Origin of the sequence: Geobacillus sp. E263 (genome assembly GCF_007197795.1) — a bacterium.
GTDB lineage: Bacteria > Bacillota > Bacilli > Bacillales > Anoxybacillaceae > Parageobacillus_B > Parageobacillus_B toebii.
In genome coordinates, this window is the sequence record NZ_CP041632.1 from 2,295,857 (window position 1) to 2,319,300 (window position 23,444).

Consider the following 23,444-nt stretch of genomic DNA (forward strand, 5'->3'; position numbering starts at 1 on the left):
CTCCTACTCTTCCGATAGCCATGTTCGCAACAGCTTTGCAAATTCGTCTGGCTTTTCTTTCGCTAATTTTTCTAGTTGCTTACGGCGCATCGTCGATTCCGTTTCGTTCTCTTCATGGATATCTGGAATTTCTTGAACCATAGGCTCCAGAATATCTTCCTCTTCTTCCTCTTCTTCCTCTTTACGTCTGCGCCACAATAAGATGAGCAATGCAATAAGAAGAACAAGGCCAATTCCACCGACGATGTATACCCACATTGGAATCGTCTGTTTTGGTTCCGTAAATGTTGGTTTTCCGTTAAATTTCTGAACAGAAACAACGATGCGATTTTGAATATCCTGATCGGTTAATGTTTGGCCATCTTGCTTATTAATCGATGTTCTGACAATCGTTCCTAATATTTTTTGAATATCGTCGATCGTTTGCTGTGGCAAAGAGTTTGGATTTTTCGGATTTGGCGGCTCAACCATTACTTGAATGCCTAAATCACGAATTTTATATGGACTTTCGACGATATGTTTTTTGATCTTATTCACTTCGTTATTAATCGTTTCCTCGGTTCGCTCATAATCTCCATTTGTCTCGCTTGCTCCAGCCTGATAGCTTGGCACTTCGTTTTCTCCCGTACCGGCCACGCCGCCCGGCTGCGCGCCTTTCCCAGAGTATGTCTCTTTAATACGTTGCACGCTGACGGCAATGCCTTCGTTATTTTTTTCATCAACCGGAGCAACAAGGTTTTCTTCCCGGTTTTCCTGCGTAAAGTCCACATCAGCCGTTACGGATACAACGACTTTATCCTGCCCCATCATTGTTCCTAACATTTGCTGTACTTGCCGTTGAATATCCCGTTCAATTTGTTTTTTAATTTCTTGCTGTGTGGCAAACGTTGTGCCTGTCGAAAAATTTTCGTTATTTTTCAAATCAAAATACTCAAAAAACTGATTCATAATGACGATATTATCTGTAGGAAGGTTAGGAACACTTTTAGAAACAAGATGGTACAACGCCCTAATTTGCTGATCGCTAAATTGATATCCCGGTTTTGTTTTTAACACGATCGAAGCCGATGCCTCGCCTTGGTCATCGGAAGCAAACACGCTCGGCTGTGGAAGATTAATCATTACTTTTGCGTCTTCTACACCATCGATGCTTTTAATTAAATTTGCCAGCTCATTTTGCATTGCTTCGAGTTTGACAACATTAAACTCGTTATCCGTCATTCCGAAGCTTGCATTTTTTCCAAAATAAGAATAATCAATGGTGCCGCTGTTTGGAATTCCTTCTGCCGCTAAATCAACTTTTAACGAGTTTACTAACTCTTTTGGCACTTTAATCGTGGTGCCGTTATCCGCTACTTCCGATTTGATTCCCCGCTGGTCGAGCGTTGCTTTAATTTGCCCCGCTTCCTGTGGCGTTAAGTTGCTATATAACGGCGCAAACTCTGTTCTTGTCGCAAAATATATAGCTACGCCGGTTATAAGCAAGAAAAGAGCGAGGCTGGCAATGGCGATCCATTTTTGTTTTTTTGTTCTCTCTTTCCAAAATAAGGTGAATCGGCTCAGCCATTCTTTTAATTTGTTGCTCATACTATTCCCCCGATTATTTCACAATCCATATGCTATATTTGCATTCTCATCATTTCTTGATATGCCTCAATCACTTTGTTGCGCACTTCTAATGTAAGTTGTAAGGAAATGCTCGCTTTTTGCGAAGCGATCATCACCTTGTGTAAATCAACGTTTTCCCCTTTTACAAGCTTCTCTGTTAATTGGGAAGCTTGCAATTGCTCGTCATTCACTTTATTCAGCGCATCTTTCAAAAAAGTGGAAAACGCCTTTTGCGCATCAGCTGGTTTTGTCGCTTGTGAAGCAACGTTTGTCGCCTCTGAAAACAAAGAGCGATGAATTCCTTGTATCATCATCTATATCCCCTTTATTTTTTTACTTTCCGATTTCTAATGCTTTCATTAACATTCCCTTCGTCGCATTAAAAACCGTTACATTTGCTTCATATGACCGTGTTGCACTCATTAAATCGACCATTTCTTTTAACGGATCAACGTTAGGAAGGCGAACATATCCGTTAGGGTCTGCGTCAGGATGAGAAGGATCGTAAACGAGTTTAAAAGGAGTTTGATCCTCCATAATTTTTGTTACTTTCACTCCGTTACCAACAGATGAGCGGCTATTCATCGCAGCTTGCAAATATGTAGAAAATCCTTCTTGACGCGGTTCCATCACAACGAATTTGCGTCGATACGGTTCCCATTGTCCATTAACCAATCGAGCGTGAGTCGTGTCGACATTAGCCATATTGGAGGAAATTACATCCATGCGTAACCGTTGAGCCGTAAGCGCAGACGCTGTTATATCTAAACTTTGAAAAATAGACATAATTATTTTCCTCCCTTAATGACCGTTTTTAACGTTGTGAACTTTCCGTTCAATTGCTCGACTAAAGCGTTGTAATAAATTTGATTTTCTGCCAAATGTGACATTTCTTGATCAATATCGACATTATTTCCATTATGATTGTATACTACATTGGTCCTTGACGTCACGAGAAATTTGTTTGTCATTGGACGGGTAAACGGAAGATGCTTCGGATTTGTTCGCTTTGCTTCTAGCGGTTGAAGCGCTCGGTTTAGTTCTGCCCGAAACCGCACTTCTTTTGCCTTATAATTGGGCGTGTCTACATTGGCGATATTGTTTGCAATCACTTTTTCCCTTAATGACGCATAATCCAGCCCTTGCTCTAGCATCATAAACGTACGCGAAAACAGTGACAAAGGTATCCCCTCTTTTATCCTATTTTTTCGACAATATATGCTAATATTCATTTTACGAGAATGAAAAAATATTGTATAGCCGGAAGATTGTACTATTTTTTTCATCCTAAATAGAAAAAAAAGACGAAATTTGTCTATGTCTGTCGTTTTTATATTATTGTAAATGTACTAAAATCGCTGGCCAAACAAAGTTTTGACATATAAAAAACCGGCCTAAAAGCAAGTCTGCTTTTAAGCCAGTTTTCTTATTTTATTAACTGGATTTTAATTTCTCTAGTTCTGTTAAAAACTTATCATTTAACACTTTAATATATGTTCCCTTCATACCAAGCGAACGTGATTCAATCACTCCAGCGCTTTCTAGTTTACGAAGGGCATTCACGATAACGGAACGAGTAATGCCGACACGGTCAGCAATTTTGCTTGCGACAAGCAACCCTTCTGTACCTTCCAACTCTTCAAAAATATGTTCGATCGCTTCTAGTTCGCTATAAGAAAGCGAGCTGATTGCCATTTGTACGACCGCTTTGCTGCGTGCTTCTTCTTCAATTTCCTCCGCTTTCTCACGCAAAATTTCCATGCCGACAACGGTTGCGCCATACTCTGCTAGAATAAGATCATCATCATTAAATTCACGATCCAATCGCGATAAAATAAGTGTTCCGAGCCGCTCGCCGCCACCGTTGATCGGAACAATCGTCGTCAAACCAGTTTTAAATAAGTCGCGATTTTCCACTGGAAATGCTGTATATTCGCTATTAATATCAATGTTAGGGGACGTTTCTGTGATGTTAAATAATTTTTTCGTATATTCTTCTGGAAATTGACGTTCTTCTAACATTTTTTTCATTCTCTCATTTTCAATCGATTGTTTAATCGCAAAACCGAGCAATTTACCGCGACGGCTCACAACGAATACGTTTGCTTCAATTACTTCGCAAAGCGTTTCTGCCATTTCTTTAAAGTTTACCGGTTTTCCCGCTGCTTTTTGCAGCATTGCGTTAATCTTTCTTGTTTTTTGTAATAAATTCATATGTTCATTCTCCTCCTCATTTAATTTGTTACAAAATGAATTCACTTAAATCTTTGTTTTTGACAATGTTGCCTAGTTTTTGTTCGACATACTGAGGTGTAATGACTACTTTATCTAGCGTAATATCCGGAGCTTCAAACAATAAATCTTCAAGCAGCTTTTCCATGATCGTATGAAGGCGTCTTGCTCCGATATTATCGGTTGTCTGATTCACTTCAAAGGCGACTTCGGCAATCTTACGAATAGCATCGTCAGAAAATTCAAGATTTATACCTTCCGTCGCAAGAAGCGCCTTATATTGTTTAATAAGAGCATTATCAGGCTCTACTAATATTTTTACGAAATCGTCAACTGAAAGTTTCGTTAGCTCGACACGAATCGGAAACCGGCCTTGCAACTCCGGGATTAAGTCGGACGGTTTTGCCATATGAAATGCTCCGGCAGCGATAAACAATATATGATCTGTCTTAACAGGGCCGTATTTCGTCATAACGGTGGAGCCTTCAACAATTGGCAAAATGTCGCGTTGCACTCCTTCTCTCGATACATCCGCTGAAGAAGCGGCTTGCCCGCTGCGCGCAATTTTATCGATTTCATCGATAAAAATGATGCCAGACTGTTCTGCAAGACGTATTGCTTCCTGTGTTACTTCATCCATGTCGATTAACTTCTGTGCTTCCTCATTCGTAAGCACTTTACGTGCTTCTCTTACTTTTAATTTGCGTTTTTTGCGGCGCTTCGGAATGAGGCTGCTTAGCGCGTCTTGCATATTCATTCCCATTTGCTCAATGCCGGCCCCTTGCAAAAAGTCAAAAAACATCGGCTGTTGTTCTTCTACTTCGATTGTCACCATTTCATCTTCCAGCTGACCGTTCGCCAGCTGCCAAGCGACTTGTCTCCGTTTTTGTTCGATGTGATCGTCTTCATACGTTTGATATGTATCTTGCTGCGATGTTTGCGCTCCACCGAATAATAGTTCAAGAGGGTTTTTCATCGTTTGTTTTTGCTTTCCCGGCACTAATAACTCAACAAGCCGTTTATTCGCTTGCTGTTCAGCGCGATCTTTCACTTCGTTCATTTTCCGTTCTTTTACTAATCGAACGGACGTTTCCACAAGATCGCGCACCATCGATTCGACATCGCGGCCGACATATCCAACTTCCGTAAACTTTGTTGCCTCCACTTTGACAAACGGAGCGCCAACCAACTTCGCCAACCGTCTGGCGATTTCCGTTTTTCCGACCCCTGTCGGACCGATCATTAAAATATTTTTCGGGACAACTTCATCCCGTAATTTTTCATCAAGCAAACTGCGGCGATAACGATTTCTTAGCGCAATCGCAACTGCTTTCTTCGCTTCCTTTTGCCCAACGATAAATTGATCAAGCTTTTCGACAATTTGCCGAGGCGTTAATGCTTCTGACACCGCTGTCCCTCCTCTCTTTTTATAGTTCTTCCACAATAATATGGTCATTCGTATACACACAAATATTTGCGGCTATTTCTAGCGCCGCTTTGGCAATCTCTTTGGCCGATAGCTGATCTCCTGCGTATTGTTTTAATGCACGTCCTGCCGCTAGCGCGTAATTTCCGCCAGAACCGATCGCTAATATTCCGTCATCCGGTTCAATGACTTCACCAGTTCCTGATACGAGAAGCAAATGGCGTTCATCCATCACGATTAGCATTGCCTCTAAGCGCCGCAATACTTTATCGCTGCGCCATTCTTTTGCTAATTCCACAGCGGCGCGCGGCAAGTTCCCATTAAATTCTTCTAGCTTTCCTTCGAACATCTCAAATAATGTAAACGCATCTGCGACCGATCCGGCAAATCCTGCTAACACTTTTCCTTGAAATAATCTCCGTACTTTTTTCGCTGTATGTTTCATCACCACTGCATTGCCAAACGTTACTTGACCGTCTCCTGCCATCGCAGCCTTTCCATTATGATGAATCGCAAAAATCGTCGTCGCGTGGAACTGTTCCATCGCTATCCATCCTCCTTTTTGCTCGCGGCAGAGTTATGCTCGCGGATGCGTATGTAAATAAATATGGCGCAGCCGGTCTTTCGTTACATGGGTATACACTTGTGTTGATGAAAGATGCGCATGTCCAAGCAATTCTTGAACTGTACGCATATCGGCCCCTTCATTTAATAAATGAGTCGCAAACGTATGTCTCAGCACGTGTGGGCTAATATTTTGAGTAAGCGCCGCTTTTTTTACTATTTCATCCAAAATATAACGCACTCCCCGAGGTGTTAACGGATTGCCGCGGGCGTTGACAAACAAATAAGCATGAGCGCTTTTTGCTTTTTGCAAAAGCTCACGCCGTCCATGATGAATGTAACGCTCCAATGCTTCTTTGGCAAAACGGCCAAACGGGACATAGCGCTGTTTATTTCCTTTACCATGAATCAAAATAGTTGAAACAGAAAAATCGATATCAGAAAGTTGAATGTGACAACATTCACTAACACGGACGCCCGTCGCGTAGAGAAGCTCAAGAATCGCTTGATTGCGTTGGCCGATCGCTGTATTAACATCATTGACATAAAAAAGTTTTTCTAATTCCTGCTCATATAAAAAATTAGGAATTTTTTGTTCTTTTTTCGGAAGTGCAGCGAGCGCAAACGGATTTTCTTTTACCTTTTTTTCCCGCAGCAAAAACTTATAGAAGCTTCGCAAACTAGAAATTTTCCGTGAAATGGAACGGCTTGACTGTTTTTGTTCATACAGCTTCGTCAAATAGAGACGAACATCATTATACGTTACTTCATGCAGATGATGAATCCCTTGTTCATTCATAAACTCGAAAAACTGCTCTACATCTCGTTGGTAACACACAATAGTATATTGTGAATAATTTTTCTCGACTTGTAAATATTCTATGAACAATTTTAACGCAATTTTCGAATTTTCCATTTTTCACACCTCACAAAGGCTACTAAATATTAACATATATTAATAGCCCTTGCAATCTTTTTTAATAAAATTCTGAATTGTATCCAATGCCCGTTGCGCGTATCGTTCATTGCGGCGCTGTTTATCTTTGATTTTTTCTTCTAGAGGTGCAAACAAACCGAAATTAGCATTCATCGGCTGAAAATGATTTGGATTCGTTGACGTAATGTAATGCGCCATGCTGCCAATTGCTGTTTCACGCGGAAAAACAACAAGTTCTTGCCCTAATACAAGCCGTGCTGCGTTAATTCCTGCGACAAGCCCCGATGCTGCTGATTCCACATACCCTTCGACACCGGTCATTTGTCCAGCAAAAAATAAATCGTCACGTTCTTTATATTGATACGTTGGCCGCAATAATTTTGGCGAGTTGATAAACGTATTGCGATGCATCACGCCATAGCGGACAATTTCTGCATTTTCTAGCCCCGGAATAAGGCGAATTACTTCTTTTTGCGGGCCCCATTTCAAATGTGTCTGGAATCCGACAATATTGTAAAGCGTACCTGCCGCATCATCTTGCCGAAGCTGAACAACCGCGTATGGACGCTTTCCGGTACGCGGGTCTTCCAAACCAACCGGTTTCATCGGCCCAAATAGAAGCGTCTTTTTCCCTCGCCGCGCCATTACTTCAATCGGCATGCAGCCTTCAAAATAAATTTCTTTTTCAAACTCTTTTAATGGAACCGTTTCTGCGGAAATGAGCGCTTCGTAAAAGCGGTCGAATTCTTCTTCTGTCATCGGGCAGTTGATATACGCAGCTTCGCCTTTATCATAACGTGATTTGACATATACTTTATCCATATTAATGCTTTCTTTTTCGATGATTGGAGCAGCGGCATCGTAAAAATATAAATATTCTTCTCCCGTTAGCTCTTTTAGCCGCTCGGATAATGCTTTAGACGTTAATGGCCCTGTTGCGATAATCGTTGGGCCAGACGGAATTTCTGTCACTTCTTCACGAATAACGGTCACATTCGGATGCCCTTGGACAAGATTGGTTACACGCGCGGCAAACTCATGCCGGTCTACAGCAAGCGCACTTCCCGCCGGAACAGAGCATTCATCTGCTGCCTTCATAATGACAGAATTCAAGCGGCGCATTTCTTCTTTTAATACGCCGACTGCATTTGTTAATGAATTAGCACGCAACGAGTTGCTGCAAACAAGTTCCGCAAATTTATCTGTATGGTGAGCAGGCGTTTGCTTCACCGGTCTCATTTCGTAAAGGCGGACATGGATGCCGTGGTTGGCAAGCTGCCATGCCGCCTCACTGCCTGCCAAACCTGCGCCAATGACATTTACCGTTCGTTCGTTCACCATATATTCCTCCTTTATTTGTCAAGATTGTGGTGCTTCTTCGTAATCACATGCCGTACATTGCACTTGCACGCCTTTTTTCAGTTTCTTTTCCACTAGCAAGCCGCCGCATTTCGGGCAAGGGCGGGCAAGCGGTTTATCCCACGAGACGAAATCGCATTGTGGAAAACGGTCGCAGCCATAAAAAATCCGCTTTTTCTTACTGCTGCGCTCCACAATATTTCCTTCGCGGCATTTCGGACATTTTACCCCGATTTCCTTAACGATCGGCTTTGTATTGCGGCATTCCGGGAAATTGGAGCAGGCGACAAATTTGCCGAATCGCCCCATTTTATATACCATTGGGCTTCCGCACACTTCGCAGTCGACTCCTGCCGGCTCGTCTTTAATCTCGACTTCTTTCATTTCCTTTTCCGCGGTTTGCAGCCGCTTTTCAAATTCCTGGTAAAATTCGTCGACCACTTTCACCCATTCTACTTTTCCTTCCTCGATTTCATCCAAATTTTTCTCCATTTTCGCTGTAAACTCCACGTCAATGATTTCTGGGAAAAACTCTAACATTAGTTCTAACACGATTTCTCCAAGTTCTGTTGGAACAAAACGTTTATTTTCTAGCACGACATAGTTTCGTTTTTGAATCGTATCAAGCGTCGGCGCGTACGTAGACGGCCGGCCGATGCCAAGCTCTTCTAGCGTTTTCACAAGCCGCGCTTCCGTATAGCGAGGAGGCGGCTGAGTAAAATGCTGCTTTGGTTCAATATCTTTGCTGAAAACAGTTTCCCCTTCCTGCAAATCCGGAAGAAGGCGATCTTGTTCATCCGTTTGGTCATCCGTTCCCTCTACATATACTTTCATAAAACCAGGAAATTTTACTTTCGAGCCGCTTGCTCGAAAGATCACCCCTTCATTTTCAAGTTCAATGCTCATCGTATCTAACAGTGCGGCTGCCATTTGGCTTGCGATAAAACGTTCCCAAATTAACTTATACAACCGAAATTGATCGCGGGTTAAATATGGCTTTACCTTTTCCGGCTCGCGAAATGCAGATGTCGGACGAATCGCTTCATGCGCATCTTGCGCATTGGCATTTTTCTTTTCTTTTCGCTTTTCTTGTGCGACAAATTCTTTTCCAAACGTCGCTTCTATATAAGATAGTGCCTCTTGCCGTGCGCTTTCTGATACTCTTGTCGAGTCTGTACGCATATAGGTAATTAAGCCGACCGTTCCTTCACTGCCAAGATCGATTCCTTCATATAGCTGCTGGGCGATCATCATCGTTTTCTTCGTTCGAAAATTAAGCTTGCGCGCTGCTTCTTGCTGCAAGGAAGACGTCGTAAACGGCGGCACTGGATTTCGTTTCCGCTCCTTTTTTGCCACCGATGTCACCGTAAAGTGGTTGCCGTTTATGCGTTGTAAAATCGCGGCAACGTCTGCTTCCTTTTTTAATTCAAGCTTTTGCCCATCCACTCCGTAAAAAGAAGCAGTAAACGTTTCATTTCCTTTTACAAATTCGGCTTGAATCGTCCAATACTCTTCCGGCTGAAATTGTTTAATTTCTTTTTCGCGGTCGATGATCAAACGCAGCGCTACAGATTGAACACGCCCCGCGCTCAATCCTTTCTTCACCTTTTTCCAAAGAAGCGGGCTAATGTTGTATCCAACCAGCCGGTCCAACACTCGGCGCGCTTGCTGCGCGTCAACAAGATTCATATTGATCGGACGTGGATGTTGAAATGACTCTTTAACCGCATCCTTCGTAATCTCGTTAAATACAACGCGGCAGTCGGAATGAATATCAAGGTCGAGCATATTGGCTAAATGCCAAGCAATCGCTTCTCCTTCGCGGTCCGGGTCCGCGGCAAGAAACACTTTTTTTGCTTTTTTCGCTGCTGTTTTTAATTCTTTAATGATTGGCCCTTTACCGCGAATCGTAATATACTTTGGCTCATAGCCGTTATTTATATCAACGCCCATTTGGCTTTTTGGCAGATCGCGAACATGTCCCATCGAAGCTTTTACTTTATATTTTTTTCCTAAATATCGTTCGATCGTCTTCGCTTTCGCTGGCGATTCCACGATGACAAGATAGTCTGACATCAAACTTCCTCCCCTAACGAGGTAAATTTAAAATCTTCATTATTATTAATGATTCTTATGATATTTGTCAAACAAGATATGAAAAATTCTTGCATTGCTTTTATCGAATGTAGGAAAATTCCTCGAATATATCGGTTGCCGAATGAACTAATTTTGCTCCTTGCTGTATTAACATGTTTGGCCCTTTTGATTGTTCCAAAAAAATTGGACCAGGAACGGCAAACACCTCTCTTCCTTGCTCAAGCGCTAATAGAGCAGTAATTAATGAGCCGCTTCTCTCTTTCGCTTGTACGACGATCGTTCCAAGCGATATTCCGCTGATAATCCGATTGCGCAGCGGAAAATGCCATTTTTGCGGCCGCACATGCGGCGGATGTTCCGATAAAATAAGGTGTCCGCCCATTAATTGGTCTGCTAGTCTTTTATTTTGTCTTGGATATATATGTTCAAATCCTCCTGCGATGATCGCGATTGTATGTCCACCGTTTTCAATTGTCATTTCGTGCGCTAACGTATCGATTCCTACCGCAAGACCGCTTACGATTACCCAATCGTTCGCCACCAGCGGCGGAACTAGTTGCCGCAACGATTGTATCCCTTCTTTTGTCGGCTGTCTCGTCCCAACAATACTAATCATTTTAAATGACGACAAAAGACGAATATTCCCTTTTGCATATAGCACCCATGGGGGCTTGTATATATGTTTTAACAAAGGTGGATAGTCTGCGTCAAAAATTGTGATGACGTGGATATTTTTGTCCTTATATGTTTTTATCATACTTTCAATATGAGGGGAATGTAAATCTTGGAAAAATTGTGTATATTGTTGGGAGGATAAAGGAATACGCGTTCGCAATGCAGAAGATGGAAGGGTAAATACAGAGGAAAAGGTCGGATCGATTTCCAATAAGCGATGGATCGTTTTCCAGCCTGCCCCGCGGCAGTGGTGAAGATGAATAAGGCGCTCACGAACGGATGAATACATCATATCTTCCTTTCTATCCCTTTGTCTGTTTTTGCACGGTTCCGATCATGAATCTGCCATAACGATGATAGAATTTGCCAATACCCAATAAAAAATCGTCCCGCCTGAAAAACGATGCGGGACGATGTATTTTAATGAGTTTTGCATTTTTCGTAAAGGCCTTGTTCCTTCAAAACGGAAATTAATGTTTCGCCAATTACTGCAGGTGTTTCTGCCACTTTAATGCCGCATTCGTTCATTTTCTTAATTTTTTCTGCTGCCGTTCCTTTACCGCCGGAAATAATTGCGCCAGCATGTCCCATCCGTTTTCCTGGAGGTGCTGTTTGGCCGCCGATAAAGCCAACGACCGGTTTTTTCATGTTCGCTTTTACCCATTCTGCCGCTTCTTCTTCCGCGGTGCCGCCGATTTCCCCAATCATAATAACGGCATACGTTTCTTCATCTTCGTTAAACGCTTTTAATACATCAATGAAGTTTGTGCCATTGACCGGATCGCCGCCGATTCCGACCGCTGTCGATTGGCCGATGCCCGCTTGCGTCAATTGATGAACCGCTTCGTACGTTAAAGTACCAGAGCGGGAAACAATGCCGACATGGCCTTTTTTATGAATGTAGCCTGGCATAATGCCGATTTTACATTCTTCCGGCGTAATGACGCCAGGACAGTTTGGTCCGATGAGACGAGTTTTCTTGCCTTCCATGTAGCGTTTTACTTTCACCATATCAAGGACAGGAATACCTTCCGTAATACAAACGACAAGGTCTAATTCTGCATCGACCGCTTCCATAATCGCGTCTGCGGCAAATGCTGGCGGAACGTAAATGACAGAAGCGTTTGCTCCTGTTTTTTCTACCGCTTCGGAAACAGTATCAAACACTGGTACTCCTTCGACTTCTGTACCGCCTTTTCCTGGCGTGACACCGCCTACAATTTTTGTTCCGTACTCGAGCATTTGTTTTGTATGGAATAATCCTTGTGAACCCGTAATCCCTTGTACGATCACTTTTGTGTCTTTATTAATAAAAATGCTCACGTTTCTCCCTCACTTTCTTAACGTACTAGCTCCACGATTTTTTGTGCGCCGTCTGCCATCGAATCAGCAGCGGTAATGTTTAGACCCGATTCTTGCAAAATCTTTTTCCCTAGTTCGACATTTGTTCCTTCGAGACGGACAACAAGCGGAAGATTAAGGCCGACTTGTTTTGTCGCCTCGATAATGCCGCTAGCGATCACGTCGCATTTCATGATGCCGCCGAAAATATTGACGAAAATGCCTTTGACGTTCGGGTCGGAAAGAATAATTTTAAACGCTTCCGTTACTTTTTCCGCGGTTGCGCCGCCGCCGACATCCAAGAAGTTTGCTGGTTCGCCGCCGTAATATTTGATGATATCCATCGTTGCCATTGCAAGGCCGGCGCCGTTGACCATGCAACCGATATTACCGTCAAGGGCGATATAGTTTAAATCATATTTGGATGCTTCAACTTCTTTCGGATCTTCCTCATCTAAATCGCGGTATTCTAAAATGTCTTTATGGCGATATAAAGCGTTCGAGTCAAAGTTTAATTTCGCATCAAGCGCCATTACTTTGCCGTCGCCAGTGACAACAAGCGGGTTGATTTCCGCGATCGAGCAGTCTTTGTCAACAAACACTTGATAAAGCCCCATCATAAACTTGACTGCCTGATTGACAAGCTCTTTTGGAATGTTGATGTTAAACGCTAAACGACGTGCTTGAAACGCTTGTAATCCCACCGCTGGGTCGATATATTCTTTAAAAATTTTCTCTGGTGTTTTTGCTGCTACTTCTTCGATTTCGGTACCGCCTTCTTCTGAACCCATCAACACAACGCGAGAAGTTGCGCGATCCACAACGAGACCAATGTAATATTCTTTCTTAATGTCGCAGCCTTCTTCAATAAGTAAGCGTTTTACTTCTTTTCCTTCCGGACCTGTTTGATGAGTAACAAGCACTTTTCCTAGCAGTTCGCTCGCATATGTACGAACTTCATCTAAACTTTTTGCTACTTTTACCCCTCCGGCTTTTCCGCGCCCGCCGGCATGAATTTGCGCTTTTACAACGCAAACAGGGCTTCCTAATTCTTTCGCCGCCTCTACCGCTTCCTCAACAGTGAACGCTACGCGGCCGTTTGGTACGCTAACGCCATAATTTCTGAGGATTTCTTTTGCTTGATATTCATGGATATTCATGCGCCAACCTCCTATGTATAAAACTAAAAAGTTCTAGCGCTTTCATTTTATAATGATACTTTCTATATTGTCCACCTTTTCGACACAAAATTAAAAAATTTCAAAAGGGAAAACCCTTTCAATCCTTTGATACAAGGGGATCTATTCTTTTTTTACATGTTTGTCTAAACGATAAATAAACGCAAACAATTCAGCAACAAGATAGTACAAATCTTCAGGGATTGTTTCGTTTATTTCCAGTTCACTCAATAATTGGACGAGAGACGGATCTTCTTGTATAGGAATCCCGTGTTGTTTTGCGGCATCGATGATCGCTTCCGCTACATGCCCTTTTCCTTTGGCAACCACTACCGGAGCTTCATGTACATTCGAATCATAGGAAAGGGCCACCGCTTGTTTTTCTTTGTTTTTCATATACGGTAATCCACCCCGTTATAACGTTGTTGAAATACGATATCAATGGGCATTTTCTTTTGTTTAGATGTTTCGATTTTCAAAGCGGATAACGTATATCCATGCGCCTCTAGCCGTTCTTTCAGCATAGGTTGAAACTCATTGGCAATGCGGAGTAAATGGGGATGATCATTGAAAATGGAAATGTGAACAATACGTTGTTGCACGCGCACGTCGACAACCGTTTCTTTTAATTTGTCCAAAAGTAAGCAAAAAACGATATGACAATAGTCTGGGTCGATTTTCCCATCTTTTTGTCTTTTTCCTTGCCAATGAATCGCTACATCCGTCCGTTGTTCTCCAATCTGAATCGGAATTTGCATAAATACATGTTGCAACGGTCCTTCGCCTTGGGATAATAGTTGCTGACCAGTAATATGATAAAGAAGCGTCTGTAACGTTTCTTTCAATACCGGTTCATGCGCGTTTTCTAACGCCTGCAAAAGAAGGGATTTTAAAGACGTTAGCGTCGTCATGGCAAGCGTTTTTGTTTCCAGCGCTCGGCGTATATTTGCTTCATACTGAAGCCCAAGCTTCTGAAACGACTCTTTTAATAGATGAAAAATCGATAAAGCAATATCATTATCCGATCTTGTTAAAATAGCAGAAAAAAGCTGTTGTTCCTCATTGGAGAGAAAACCGTTCTCATAGGATACATAAAGCGTTTGAAAATGTTTAAGAAATTGCTGTTCTTCAAATCCTGGAAATAACAGCTGTAAATGCTGCTGTATTTCTTGGAAGTCGCCATTCCTAATGGCAGTTTGGAATTTTTTTAATTGATCAGAATCTATGTTGTGTAACGGTAAACCTAACTTGTTCAATAATTGTTGCGCAATCTTTTGTTCAGGTTGTTGTAATGATTGAAGTAAATTGGAAAGAATGTCATAGGCGTTTTTTCGATCGGTTGCAATGTGCTGTAAATAGCGATGCAACGCTTGCAATGAATCTTTTTGCTGTTCCGTTGGCAAAGACGCCAGCAGTTTTTCCGTATATTGCAGCTGCTGAAAAAGCGGGGGATTGGTTTTTACCGCAAGCAATGAAAAGAAAACATCTTTCGTCACCGGAAAACGACGGGCAAACATATAGCGAAGCGTTTCCCATCCTTGTTCCTTATCTTCTAATTGCTCTGTCCATTGAACGATTTTACTCATTTCTTCTTTCGCAACCGGTATTTTTTCTTGTAATACAAAGCGAAGAAAAGAATGCGCATCACGCGGCAATTTCCATTTTTGAATAAGATGCTGCGCCGCTTCATCGATGTTGAAAGAGAGCCCTCTCTCTCCATCTATTATTTTCCAATATATATTGTCATTTTCGGCTTTTACTTCGAATAAATAATAATTTCCCGCTTGTAAAGAAGCGCGTAATCTTGCAGTTACCATTTCATCCCCGACGCGCACATGAGCGATCTTTTCAGCTTCTCCTTGTATGCTCTCAATTTTTCCATAGACAACTTGTCCATGGCGAAAGCGGCCGTGCGTTGCATCGCTAGCTGGAAAAACCGGCAATGCTTTGTCGATGCGTTTGATCATATTCCTTTCCTTCTTTCTTCATTTCTATCATTTCTTTAATTGGAGAAAAAGAACAACGGTGTTCATCAATGGTACCGTATACGCGAATCGCTTCTAAATGCTGGGCAGTGCCATATCCCATATTTTTTTCAAATCCATATTGTGGATATTGCTTTGCGAGCTGTTTCATAAAATGGTCGCGCGTCACTTTTGCAATGATGGAACTAGCCGCAATCGAAACGCTATTTGCATCGCCTTTTACAATGCTTTGTTGCGGTGTTGATATAGGCAGTGTCATTGCATCAATTAATAAATAATCCGGTTTCGGTGAAAGCTGTTCGACCGCTTTGATCATCGCTTTTTTTGTTGCTTCATAGATGTTCATTTCATCAATTTCCGCAGCTGTGACGACGCCAATGCCAATCGAAATCGCACAGGATTGAATCATATGAAATAACATTTCCCGCTTTGCTTCCGATAGCTTTTTCGAGTCATTTAATCCCGGAATGTACGCATCTTTCGGCAGCATGACGGCCGCGGCAACAACTGGACCAGCAAGCGGCCCTCGTCCCGCTTCATCGATGCCAGCTATATACTCGATTCCTTGTTCAAACAACTGCCGCTCATAGCGCGACATTTCCTGCCATTGTCTTTTTGCTTGTTCTTCTTGTTTTTTCTGTTTATACCAGCGAGCAACGAGCTTTTGTACGCTTTTTCGCTCATCTTGAACAATCTCTTTAAACAAGGGAGCATTCTCATCATCGATTTGCTGTAATAGAGCTTGTATTTCTTTTACAGTATATTTATTCATTTCTCCTGTCCCTCTCTTCTTTCTCTATACATTTTATCGGCATTGCAATAAAAAAAATAAAGCCCGATTCATTTAGCGGGCTTTTATGGAGTTTCAAAACTCAATCTTCCTAATTTTTCCGTACGAATATCGTGAAGCACAATTTCGGATACTTTATCATAGTCAACGGCACCCCCGCTGACAAGACAGCCGCGCCGTTTGCCAATTGCATCAAACAATGCCACAATTTCTCCAGGAATATCATCAAGAGAATACCGCTCTTTTAATCGTTCTGGATAATGCTGTTTTAAAAAATTTAACGCATATACAGCAACATCTTGCAAATTTAAAATCGTATCTTTAATGGCCCCGGTTGTGGCAAGCTTCAGACCAACTTCCTCATCCTCAAATTTCGGCCATAAAATACCTGGTGTATCAAGAAGCTCCATTTCTTTGCCGACTTTAATCCATTGCTGCGCTTTCGTGACCCCCGGTTTATCCCCTGTTTTTGCAATATTCCTTCCAGCAAGACGATTAATTAGCGTAGATTTTCCAACATTCGGAATTCCAACAATGAGCGCGCGCATCGGTCGAGGATTTTTTATTCCTTTCGCCGCCATTTTCGCAAATTTGTCTTTCAACATTTCCTTTGCTGCCGATACAATTTGCCTAATTCCTGTGCCTGTTTGCGCATCGATCGCCAACGCATGCAACTGCTGCCGTTCGAAATAGGCAATCCATTGCTCCGTCACCGTCTCATCAGCCATATCCGCTTTATTTAGTAAAACGATACGCGGCTTGTTGCCGAGAATTTCATGAATCATCGGATTTCTCGATGACAGCGGAATGCGGGCATCGAGCAATTCGAACACGATATCGATTAATTTTAATTTTTCTTGTACTTCCCGTTTTGCTTTCGCCATATGGCCGGGAAACCATTGAATCGTCATATGCATCACCTATTGCTTATTATTTCACAATGCGTGCATCAGAAAGCGGCCAATACACAATATTGGCTTTTCCGACAACTTTATCCATTGGTATAAATCCAATGTGACGGCTATCTTTGCTAAAACGGCGGTTATCGCCCATCACAAACAGATGGCCTTCCGGTACGGTTTTTCGGCCGGTAAGTTCCTCTAAAGTAAACGGTTCGGTCCATGGACCATCGACCACTTGTTTTTTATATTCTTCTAGGTACGGTTCCTCGTACGGCTTTCCGTTTACATATAGCGTATCGTTTTTGTATTCAATATGGTCGCCCGGCAAACCGATCACCCGCTTAATATAGTCTTTTCCCTCTTCGGCATGAAAAACAACAATGTCAAAACGATGAGGCGTACCGATTTTATAAGAGAGCTTATTGACAATCATACGGTCGTGATTGTGCAGGGTTGGCATCATTGACTGGCCGTCGACAATAATCGGCGCGAAAATAAAATAACGAATGCCGCCCGTGAGCAAAACGGCAATCACAATCGCTTTTAACCATTCCCGCAGTTCGCTTCTTTTCTTTTCCATCATTCTCCCACCTAAATGATTTTTTATCTATTATGACACAATTACGGGTAGTGAAAAAAGGAGCTTGCCATCAAGCTCCTTTTTCTCCATTCATAATGTTCATTATCGAACGATTTCTTTAATGCGTGCTGCTTTACCACGAAGTTGACGTAAATAATACAATTTCGCACGGCGTACTTTACCGCGGCGAACAACTTCTAACTTCGCGATTTTCGGTGTATGCACTGGGAAAGTACGCTCTACACCAACACCGTAAGATACTTTGCGGACGGTGAATGTTTCGCTAATACCAGCACCGCGGCGTTTAATTACAACGCCTTCAAACACTTGGATACGTTCACGGTTTCCTTCGATGACTTTCACATGAACGCGCACCGTGTCACCAGGACGGAAATCTGGTAAATCTGTCCGCAATTGCTCTTTCGTAATTTCTTGGATTAAATGATGCATCATTTTCCACTCCTTCCAACAGATGTTCATGACAATGCTTATCCATCATTGCAGCGGAACATCGTTTTCCTCACTTAAGCAAATCACTTAAGTCACACAAAGAATATACTAGCATAAACTTGCATCATGCGCAATAGTTACCGCTCTTCTTTTTTCCACTCTTCGATCCATCGTTTTTGCTTTTCTGTTAATGGATAATTTTCTAGTAAATCCGGTCGGCGCAAAAACGTTCGTTTTAACGATTGTTTTTCACGCCATTCTTCGATGAGGCGATGATTTCCCGACAAAAGTACTTCTGGAACTTTCATGCCGCGGAAATCGGCAGGACGCGTGTAATGTGGGTGTTCGAGCAAGCCGGAACTAAACGAGTCATGAACAGGGGAAGCTTCGTTGCCAAGCACACCCGGAAGCAGCCGGACAACGCTATCGACGATCACCATTGCTCCTAATTCCCCGCCTGTTAATACATAATCCCCAATCGAGATTTCATCGGTCACTAAATATTCGCGAATTCGTTCATCATAGCCTTCGTAATGGCCGCAAATAAGCACTAAATGGTCCTCTTTCGCCAGTTCTTCCGCTTTTTTTTGCGTGTAGCGTTCACCTTGCGGGCAAAGCAAAATGATGCGTGGATGTTCGGAATACTTTGTCACATAGGCAACTGCGTCAAAAATCGGCTGCGGCTTTAACACCATTCCCGCTCCGCCGCCGTATGGATAATCATCCACTGTTTTATGCTTGTTATCCGCGAAATCGCGAAAATTGATCACATTAAGCGAAACCGCCTTTTTCTCTTGTGCCTTTTTCAAAATCGACTCATTAAAAACTCCAGTAAACATGTTCGGAAATAATGTTAATATATCGATTCTCATCATTCGAGCAGCCCTTCCATTGGGCGAATGGTAATGGTTTTCGTTTCTACATCGACATTTTTTACAACGTCTTCTATATATGGAATAAGCACTTCTTTTCCGTTATCCCGTTTTACCACCCATACATCGTTGGCGCCCGGAGTTAAAATTTCTTTCACGGTTCCGATCGTTTCCCCTTCTTCTGTAACGACCGTACAGCCAATAATTTCATGGAAATAATATTCTCCTTCATCTAACTCGCCAAGCTGGCTCTCCGGCACCTTCAACATCGCCCCTTTAAACTTCTCGACAAGATTAATGTTGTCATATCCTTCAAACGCAAGCAAATCAAATGATTTATGAACACGATGGCTTTTGACGGTTACTGCGACTGGTTCTTTCGATTTCTCCATAAAAATATATAACGTATTTCCTTTTTTATAACGTTCCTCTGGAAAATCAGTGCGGGAAATAACTCGTACTTCGCCACGAATCCCATGCGTATTCACAATTTTTCCGACATTAAACCACTTTTCCATTCCATTCACCCCTTCTAGCGAATTTCTTTGACGATTCCATCTTCAATAATAATGGCACGTTTGGAAATGACATTTTCCCACTTGTCACCGACCTCTACGTCAATGAGCGCTTGTACTTCCCGCTCTTTTAATTCGCTTCCTAACGGTAGGATATGTAATTGTTCCAGCTGAAAATCAAGAAGTTTGATCTTTTCCAGCCTTGCATCCATTTCTTTTGCAAAGTGCTGCTTTAGAAGGGAAGAAGAATATTTTCCTGTTTTTTCGAGCCGTTTCTGTTCGAAACGAAGCTGATCACATTCCCGCATGAGTTGTTGTTTTTGGGCTAAAAATGCCTCACGAAGCGCTTGTTTGCTCTTTTCCGTTACGATTTGCCGCACTTCTATCGTTTGAATAATTTTCATAATGTCACTCCTAACGGAAATAAATATAGAAAAAGGGAGAGGAAAATCACCCTCACCCTTTTTCTTTTACTTGCACGATCACACGTTTTGGCTGCTTTACTGCTGCAGCGTACACGACCGTGCGAATCGCATGAATCGTACGACCTTGCTTTCCAATCACTTTGCCGATATCTTCTTCGTGCACTGACACCTCATAAATGATTGTCCGTTCATCCTCGATGTTTGTCACGAAAACCTCTTCGGGATGATCGACAAGCGCTTGTACGATCGTTTCAATTAATTGTTTCATGTACACCACAGACATTATTTGCCGTATTTTAAGTTATGGAACTTCTCTAAAATGCCTTGTTTGGATAACAGGTTGCGGACCGTATCCGACGGTTTTGCGCCGTTTTGCAGCCATTTAAGCGCAAGTTCCTCGTCGATTTTGATTTCTGCTGGTTCTGTAATCGGATTATACGTACCAATTGTTTCGATGAAACGTCCGTCACGCGGAGAACGAGAGTCCGCAACAACGATACGATAGAAAGGTTTTTTCTTCGCACCCATGCGTTTTAAACGAATTCTTACTGCCATGTTATTTTAGCACCTCCGTAAATAGTTCACACAAGATAGTATATTAACAATAATTACGTAGTTTGTAAAGTGTTTTTTCTTAACACATCATTCTCTACATAAACGGGAATTTAAACCCTCTTTTCTTTCCTTTTGGCATATTCGTCATCATTTTCATCATCTTTTTCATTTCTTCAAACTGTTTTAAAAGCCGGTTTACCTCTTGCACGGATGTACCGCTTCCTTTTGCAATCCGCTTTTTCCGGCTTCCATTAATAATTTCCGGATGCATTTTTTCTTCTTTTGTCATCGAGCGAATAATCGCTTCAACGCGGCTAATTTGTTTTTCATCAATTTGTAAGTTGTTCAACCCTTTTATTTTATTCGCACCCGGAAGCATTTTTAAAATTTCATCAAGGGGGCCGAGTTTACGCACTTGCCCAAGCTGCTCTAAGAAATCTTCAAGTGTAAACGTAGCAGTGCGCATTTTTTGTTCGAGCTCTTTGGCTTTTTCTTCATCGACAGCGGCCTGCGCTTTTTCAATAAGTGTAAGCACATCACCCATTCCTAGAATGCGCGAAGCCATGCGCTCCGGATGAAACGGCTCGAGCGCGTCGAGCTTTTCACCCATCCCGACGAATTTAATCGGGGTGTTCGTAACCGCTCGAATCGAAAGCGCCGCCCCGCCGCGCGTGTCGCCGTCAAGCTTCGTTAAAATAACGCCGGTGATGCCAAGCTGTTCATGAAAGCTTTGCGCGACATTTACCGCATCTTGCCCCGTCATCGCGTCGACAACGAGGAAAATTTCATCTGGCTTCGCTACTTCTTTCATTTGCTTTAATTCATCCATCAATGTTTCGTCAATATGGAGACGTCCGGCCGTGTCGATGAGCACATAGTCGTAATGCTCTTCTTTTGCTTTTTCGATGGCTTGCTTAGCAATTTCCACAGGGCTGACTTGATCGCCCAAGGAAAAAACGGGCATATTCAGTTGTTTTCCAAGCGTTTCAAGCTGTTTAATCGCCGCTGGACGATAAATGTCCGCCGCGGCTAACAGTGGTTTGCGATTATATCGTTTCCGCAGCAAGTTCGCTAATTTCCCCGTCGTCGTCGTTTTTCCGGCGCCTTGCAATCCAACCATCATAATGACGGTCGGCGGACGGCTGGCAACCGCAATTTTGCTTTGTTCGCCGCCCATCAGTTCGGTCAGCTCTTCTTTGACGACTTTAATGACTTGCTGTCCCGGCGTTAAGCTTTTTAACACTTCCTGCCCAACCGCGCGTTCGCTGACCCGCTTGACAAAGTCTTTGACAACTTTAAAGTTGACGTCCGCTTCAAGAAGGGCAAGGCGAACTTCACGCATCATTTCCTTAACATCCGCTTCCGTTACTTTTCCTTTGCCGCGGATTTTGTTCATCACGTTTTGCAAACGTTCGGATAATCCTTCAAACGCCATCTGTTTTCACCTCCTTATCATTCTAATTCTTCTAGTTCTTTAATCATATCGAAAAGTTGTTTGTCCTCTCCATATTTTTGTAAAACATAATCTTTTAGTTGGTTCATCAGCTGTTTTCGTTTTTGAAACTTCTGAAAGAGCGATAATTTTTTTTCATATTCTTCTAGCATCGCTTCGGTTCGCTTTATATTATCATAAACAGCCTGACGGCTGACTTCATACTGCTGGGCAATTTCACCGAGGGAGTAATCGTCTAAATAGTAAAGCGACATATAGCTGCGCTGTTTTGGCGTCAGCAGCGCTTGATAAAAGTCATACAAATAATTCATTCTCATCGTTTTTTCGAGCATGAAACTCCCTCCTTTTTTGTTAAGTGAAACACCTTTACAGATGTTTAGTGTATCTTTTTTTATTATACATGTCAAGATTTTATCTTTACAAAAAAGAAGCTGGCTCAAAAAGACCATGAATCATGATGTCTCGAGCCAGCCCCGTCTTTTAGACCTATATGTTACTCATTTGTTTCATCAAATAAATCCGCAAACAAACCATATACATATTGTTCCGGATCAAACGGCTGCAAATCATCCATTTTTTCGCCAAGCCCAACGAATTTCACCGGAATATGAAGCTCATTGCGGATCGCAAGCACGATCCCGCCTTTGGCCGTGCCATCGAGCTTCGTCAACACGATGCCAGTGACGTTAGTTACTTCTTTAAAAATTTTCGCTTGGCTCATCGCATTTTGTCCGGTTGTCGCATCAAGTACAAGCAGCACTTCATGCGGCGCTCCTGGAATTTCCCGTTCAATGACGCGTTTTACTTTTTCAAGCTCTTTCATTAAATTCACTTTGTTTTGCAAACGTCCAGCTGTATCGCATAAAAGCACATCGACATGGCGCGCTTTTGCCGCTTGGATCGCATCATATATAACGGCCGCTGGGTCTGAACCTGCCGATTGTTTAATGACTTCCGCACCGACGCGCTCCCCCCAGACTTCAAGCTGCTCAATCGCTCCGGCGCGGAACGTATCGCCTGCCGCGAGCATAACCGTCTTTCCTTCTGATTTCAACTTATGGGCAAGCTTGCCGATCGTCGTCGTTTTGCCGACTCCATTGACACCGACAAACAAGATAACGGTTAAGCCATTTTCTTGGATATTTAATTCGGCTTTCGCGTCATCATCGCCGCGGTAAATCTCAACAAGCTTTTCGGAAATGACCGCCTTCATTTCTTTCGGATCTTGAATATTGCGGCGTTTCACTTCCATTTTCAGTTCATCAACCAGCTCCATAACGGTATTCACACCAACATCCGCACTAATCAAAATTTCTTCGAGTTCTTCAAAAAATTCTTCATCGACTTTCCGATAGCGGGCGATTAAATCGTTGACGCGGCCAGCGAATGAATCACGCGTTTTCGAAAGACCTTGCTTAAACTTTTCCGTAACCGAATCCGCTTGTTTTGTAATTTTTTCTTTTAACTTTTTGAAAAAACTCATATCGACGCCATCCTTTC

The 23,444-nt window shown here is 42.5% G+C and carries 27 protein-coding genes; all 27 read right to left on the reverse strand.

The features are described from left to right. Positions 1-3 precede the first annotated feature (3 nt). Positions 4-1,587, reverse strand: a complete 1,584-nt coding sequence (gene fliF / locus FNL97_RS11740; RefSeq protein ID WP_143415845.1) for a flagellar basal-body MS-ring/collar protein FliF — start codon at positions 1,585-1,587, stop codon at positions 4-6. 32 nt (positions 1,588-1,619) lie between these two features. Further along, positions 1,620-1,919, reverse strand: coding sequence for a flagellar hook-basal body complex protein FliE (gene fliE, locus FNL97_RS11745; protein WP_041269615.1), 300 nt, complete (start codon positions 1,917-1,919; stop codon positions 1,620-1,622). A 22-nt stretch (positions 1,920-1,941) separates the two neighbouring features. Then, a complete protein-coding gene (gene flgC, locus FNL97_RS11750) occupies positions 1,942-2,394 on the reverse strand; it encodes a flagellar basal body rod protein FlgC (RefSeq protein ID WP_062753402.1) in 453 nt (150 codons plus the stop codon). Positions 2,395-2,396: 2 nt separating this feature from the next. Next, the gene (flgB, locus tag FNL97_RS11755; RefSeq protein ID WP_143415846.1) at positions 2,397-2,789 is read right to left on the reverse strand and encodes a flagellar basal body rod protein FlgB; all 393 of its coding nucleotides are present in this window, start codon (positions 2,787-2,789) and stop codon (positions 2,397-2,399) included. 253 nt (positions 2,790-3,042) lie between these two features. After that, positions 3,043-3,822, reverse strand: coding sequence for a GTP-sensing pleiotropic transcriptional regulator CodY (gene codY / locus FNL97_RS11760; RefSeq protein WP_143415847.1), 780 nt, complete (start codon positions 3,820-3,822; stop codon positions 3,043-3,045). Between the two features lie 28 nt (positions 3,823-3,850). Continuing rightward, complete coding sequence (gene hslU / locus FNL97_RS11765; RefSeq protein ID WP_062678229.1) at positions 3,851-5,248, reverse strand: ATP-dependent protease ATPase subunit HslU; 1,398 nt, start codon at positions 5,246-5,248, stop codon at positions 3,851-3,853. 19 nt (positions 5,249-5,267) lie between these two features. Further along, a complete protein-coding gene (gene hslV, locus FNL97_RS11770; protein WP_015863438.1) occupies positions 5,268-5,810 on the reverse strand; it encodes an ATP-dependent protease subunit HslV in 543 nt (180 codons plus the stop codon). A gap of 33 nt (positions 5,811-5,843) precedes the next feature. Next, positions 5,844-6,746, reverse strand: a complete 903-nt coding sequence (xerC, locus tag FNL97_RS11775) for a tyrosine recombinase XerC (RefSeq protein ID WP_015863437.1) — start codon at positions 6,744-6,746, stop codon at positions 5,844-5,846. Between the two features lie 39 nt (positions 6,747-6,785). Next, complete coding sequence (trmFO, locus tag FNL97_RS11780; protein ID WP_143415848.1) at positions 6,786-8,108, reverse strand: FADH(2)-oxidizing methylenetetrahydrofolate--tRNA-(uracil(54)-C(5))-methyltransferase TrmFO; 1,323 nt, start codon at positions 8,106-8,108, stop codon at positions 6,786-6,788. 18 nt (positions 8,109-8,126) lie between these two features. Then, positions 8,127-10,202, reverse strand: a complete 2,076-nt coding sequence (gene topA, locus FNL97_RS11785; protein ID WP_015863435.1) for a type I DNA topoisomerase — start codon at positions 10,200-10,202, stop codon at positions 8,127-8,129. A gap of 100 nt (positions 10,203-10,302) precedes the next feature. Beyond that, positions 10,303-11,187 (reverse strand): DNA-processing protein DprA, encoded by an 885-nt coding sequence (gene dprA / locus FNL97_RS11790; RefSeq protein ID WP_143416324.1) that lies wholly within the window; start codon positions 11,185-11,187, stop codon positions 10,303-10,305. 131 nt (positions 11,188-11,318) lie between these two features. Beyond that, positions 11,319-12,221: a succinate--CoA ligase subunit alpha gene (sucD, locus tag FNL97_RS11795; protein WP_015863433.1), complete on the reverse strand. Its 903-nt coding sequence runs from the start codon at positions 12,219-12,221 to the stop codon at positions 11,319-11,321. A gap of 17 nt (positions 12,222-12,238) precedes the next feature. Beyond that, complete coding sequence (gene sucC / locus FNL97_RS11800) at positions 12,239-13,399, reverse strand: ADP-forming succinate--CoA ligase subunit beta (protein WP_143415849.1); 1,161 nt, start codon at positions 13,397-13,399, stop codon at positions 12,239-12,241. Between the two features lie 141 nt (positions 13,400-13,540). After that, entirely contained in the window at positions 13,541-13,813 is a 273-nt protein-coding gene (locus tag FNL97_RS11805) for an EscU/YscU/HrcU family type III secretion system export apparatus switch protein (RefSeq protein WP_015863431.1), read from the reverse strand. Further along, positions 13,810-15,384 carry a hypothetical protein gene (locus FNL97_RS11810; RefSeq protein WP_205729469.1) on the reverse strand — a complete coding sequence of 525 codons (1,575 nt, stop codon included), beginning with the start codon at positions 15,382-15,384 and terminating at the stop codon, positions 13,810-13,812. Before FNL97_RS11810 ends, FNL97_RS11805 begins: the two co-directional genes overlap by 4 nt. Continuing rightward, the gene (gene rnhB / locus FNL97_RS11815) at positions 15,341-16,174 is read right to left on the reverse strand and encodes a ribonuclease HII (RefSeq protein WP_081188597.1); all 834 of its coding nucleotides are present in this window, start codon (positions 16,172-16,174) and stop codon (positions 15,341-15,343) included. The genes FNL97_RS11810 and rnhB overlap by 44 nt, the downstream gene beginning before the upstream one ends. An 83-nt stretch (positions 16,175-16,257) precedes the next feature. Further along, on the reverse strand, positions 16,258-17,109 hold the full coding sequence (gene ylqF, locus FNL97_RS11820) for a ribosome biogenesis GTPase YlqF (protein ID WP_015863428.1): 852 nt from the start codon (positions 17,107-17,109) through the stop codon (positions 16,258-16,260). A 13-nt stretch (positions 17,110-17,122) separates the two neighbouring features. Then, positions 17,123-17,674 carry a signal peptidase I gene (gene lepB, locus FNL97_RS11825; protein WP_143416326.1) on the reverse strand — a complete coding sequence of 184 codons (552 nt, stop codon included), beginning with the start codon at positions 17,672-17,674 and terminating at the stop codon, positions 17,123-17,125. Between the two features lie 102 nt (positions 17,675-17,776). Next, on the reverse strand, positions 17,777-18,124 hold the full coding sequence (gene rplS / locus FNL97_RS11830; RefSeq protein WP_041269613.1) for a 50S ribosomal protein L19: 348 nt from the start codon (positions 18,122-18,124) through the stop codon (positions 17,777-17,779). Between the two features lie 137 nt (positions 18,125-18,261). Then, positions 18,262-18,996: a tRNA (guanosine(37)-N1)-methyltransferase TrmD gene (trmD, locus tag FNL97_RS11835; RefSeq protein ID WP_162839690.1), complete on the reverse strand. Its 735-nt coding sequence runs from the start codon at positions 18,994-18,996 to the stop codon at positions 18,262-18,264. Next, on the reverse strand, positions 18,996-19,514 hold the full coding sequence (gene rimM / locus FNL97_RS11840) for a ribosome maturation factor RimM (protein WP_015863424.1): 519 nt from the start codon (positions 19,512-19,514) through the stop codon (positions 18,996-18,998). Before rimM ends, trmD begins: the two co-directional genes overlap by 1 nt. 14 nt (positions 19,515-19,528) lie before the next feature. Next, a complete protein-coding gene (locus FNL97_RS11845; protein ID WP_062678233.1) occupies positions 19,529-19,915 on the reverse strand; it encodes a YlqD family protein in 387 nt (128 codons plus the stop codon). 52 nt (positions 19,916-19,967) lie between these two features. Continuing rightward, positions 19,968-20,204: a KH domain-containing protein gene (locus tag FNL97_RS11850; RefSeq protein WP_041269849.1), complete on the reverse strand. Its 237-nt coding sequence runs from the start codon at positions 20,202-20,204 to the stop codon at positions 19,968-19,970. Positions 20,205-20,218: 14 nt separating this feature from the next. After that, positions 20,219-20,491: a 30S ribosomal protein S16 gene (gene rpsP / locus FNL97_RS11855; RefSeq protein ID WP_015863421.1), complete on the reverse strand. Its 273-nt coding sequence runs from the start codon at positions 20,489-20,491 to the stop codon at positions 20,219-20,221. A 94-nt stretch (positions 20,492-20,585) separates the two neighbouring features. Further along, on the reverse strand, positions 20,586-21,926 hold the full coding sequence (gene ffh / locus FNL97_RS11860; protein WP_015863420.1) for a signal recognition particle protein: 1,341 nt from the start codon (positions 21,924-21,926) through the stop codon (positions 20,586-20,588). A gap of 17 nt (positions 21,927-21,943) precedes the next feature. After that, positions 21,944-22,276 carry a putative DNA-binding protein gene (locus tag FNL97_RS11865; RefSeq protein ID WP_015863419.1) on the reverse strand — a complete coding sequence of 111 codons (333 nt, stop codon included), beginning with the start codon at positions 22,274-22,276 and terminating at the stop codon, positions 21,944-21,946. Positions 22,277-22,437: 161 nt separating this feature from the next. Continuing rightward, positions 22,438-23,427 carry a signal recognition particle-docking protein FtsY gene (gene ftsY, locus FNL97_RS11870; protein WP_015863418.1) on the reverse strand — a complete coding sequence of 330 codons (990 nt, stop codon included), beginning with the start codon at positions 23,425-23,427 and terminating at the stop codon, positions 22,438-22,440. Positions 23,428-23,444 lie beyond the last annotated feature (17 nt).

What these genes read in the sequence shown, in the direction of transcription:
- fliF (WP_143415845.1), bottom strand. Translation starts at nt 1,587, where the DNA reads ATGAGCAACAAATTAAAAGAATGGCTGAGCCGATTCACCTTATTTTGG.
- fliE (WP_041269615.1), bottom strand. Translation starts at nt 1,919, where the DNA reads ATGATACAAGGAATTCATCGCTCTTTGTTTTCAGAGGCGACAAACGTT.
- flgC (WP_062753402.1), bottom strand. Translation starts at nt 2,394, where the DNA reads ATGTCTATTTTTCAAAGTTTAGATATAACAGCGTCTGCGCTTACGGCT.
- codY (WP_143415847.1), bottom strand. Translation starts at nt 3,822, where the DNA reads ATGAATTTATTACAAAAAACAAGAAAGATTAACGCAATGCTGCAAAAA.
- hslV (WP_015863438.1), bottom strand. Translation starts at nt 5,810, where the DNA reads ATGGAACAGTTCCACGCGACGACGATTTTTGCGATTCATCATAATGGA.
- xerC (WP_015863437.1), bottom strand. Translation starts at nt 6,746, where the DNA reads ATGGAAAATTCGAAAATTGCGTTAAAATTGTTCATAGAATATTTACAA.
- trmFO (WP_143415848.1), bottom strand. Translation starts at nt 8,108, where the DNA reads ATGGTGAACGAACGAACGGTAAATGTCATTGGCGCAGGTTTGGCAGGC.
- topA (WP_015863435.1), bottom strand. Translation starts at nt 10,202, where the DNA reads ATGTCAGACTATCTTGTCATCGTGGAATCGCCAGCGAAAGCGAAGACG.
- dprA (WP_143416324.1), bottom strand. Translation starts at nt 11,187, where the DNA reads ATGTATTCATCCGTTCGTGAGCGCCTTATTCATCTTCACCACTGCCGC.
- sucC (WP_143415849.1), bottom strand. Translation starts at nt 13,399, where the DNA reads ATGAATATCCATGAATATCAAGCAAAAGAAATCCTCAGAAATTATGGC.
- FNL97_RS11805 (WP_015863431.1), bottom strand. Translation starts at nt 13,813, where the DNA reads ATGAAAAACAAAGAAAAACAAGCGGTGGCCCTTTCCTATGATTCGAAT.
- FNL97_RS11810 (WP_205729469.1), bottom strand. Translation starts at nt 15,384, where the DNA reads ATGATCAAACGCATCGACAAAGCATTGCCGGTTTTTCCAGCTAGCGAT.
- rnhB (WP_081188597.1), bottom strand. Translation starts at nt 16,174, where the DNA reads ATGAATAAATATACTGTAAAAGAAATACAAGCTCTATTACAGCAAATC.
- ylqF (WP_015863428.1), bottom strand. Translation starts at nt 17,109, where the DNA reads ATGCATATGACGATTCAATGGTTTCCCGGCCATATGGCGAAAGCAAAA.
- lepB (WP_143416326.1), bottom strand. Translation starts at nt 17,674, where the DNA reads ATGGAAAAGAAAAGAAGCGAACTGCGGGAATGGTTAAAAGCGATTGTG.
- rplS (WP_041269613.1), bottom strand. Translation starts at nt 18,124, where the DNA reads ATGCATCATTTAATCCAAGAAATTACGAAAGAGCAATTGCGGACAGAT.
- trmD (WP_162839690.1), bottom strand. Translation starts at nt 18,996, where the DNA reads ATGAGAATCGATATATTAACATTATTTCCGAACATGTTTACTGGAGTT.
- rimM (WP_015863424.1), bottom strand. Translation starts at nt 19,514, where the DNA reads ATGGAAAAGTGGTTTAATGTCGGAAAAATTGTGAATACGCATGGGATT.
- FNL97_RS11845 (WP_062678233.1), bottom strand. Translation starts at nt 19,915, where the DNA reads ATGAAAATTATTCAAACGATAGAAGTGCGGCAAATCGTAACGGAAAAG.
- FNL97_RS11850 (WP_041269849.1), bottom strand. Translation starts at nt 20,204, where the DNA reads ATGAAACAATTAATTGAAACGATCGTACAAGCGCTTGTCGATCATCCC.
- rpsP (WP_015863421.1), bottom strand. Translation starts at nt 20,491, where the DNA reads ATGGCAGTAAGAATTCGTTTAAAACGCATGGGTGCGAAGAAAAAACCT.
- ffh (WP_015863420.1), bottom strand. Translation starts at nt 21,926, where the DNA reads ATGGCGTTTGAAGGATTATCCGAACGTTTGCAAAACGTGATGAACAAA.
- FNL97_RS11865 (WP_015863419.1), bottom strand. Translation starts at nt 22,276, where the DNA reads ATGCTCGAAAAAACGATGAGAATGAATTATTTGTATGACTTTTATCAA.
- ftsY (WP_015863418.1), bottom strand. Translation starts at nt 23,427, where the DNA reads ATGAGTTTTTTCAAAAAGTTAAAAGAAAAAATTACAAAACAAGCGGAT.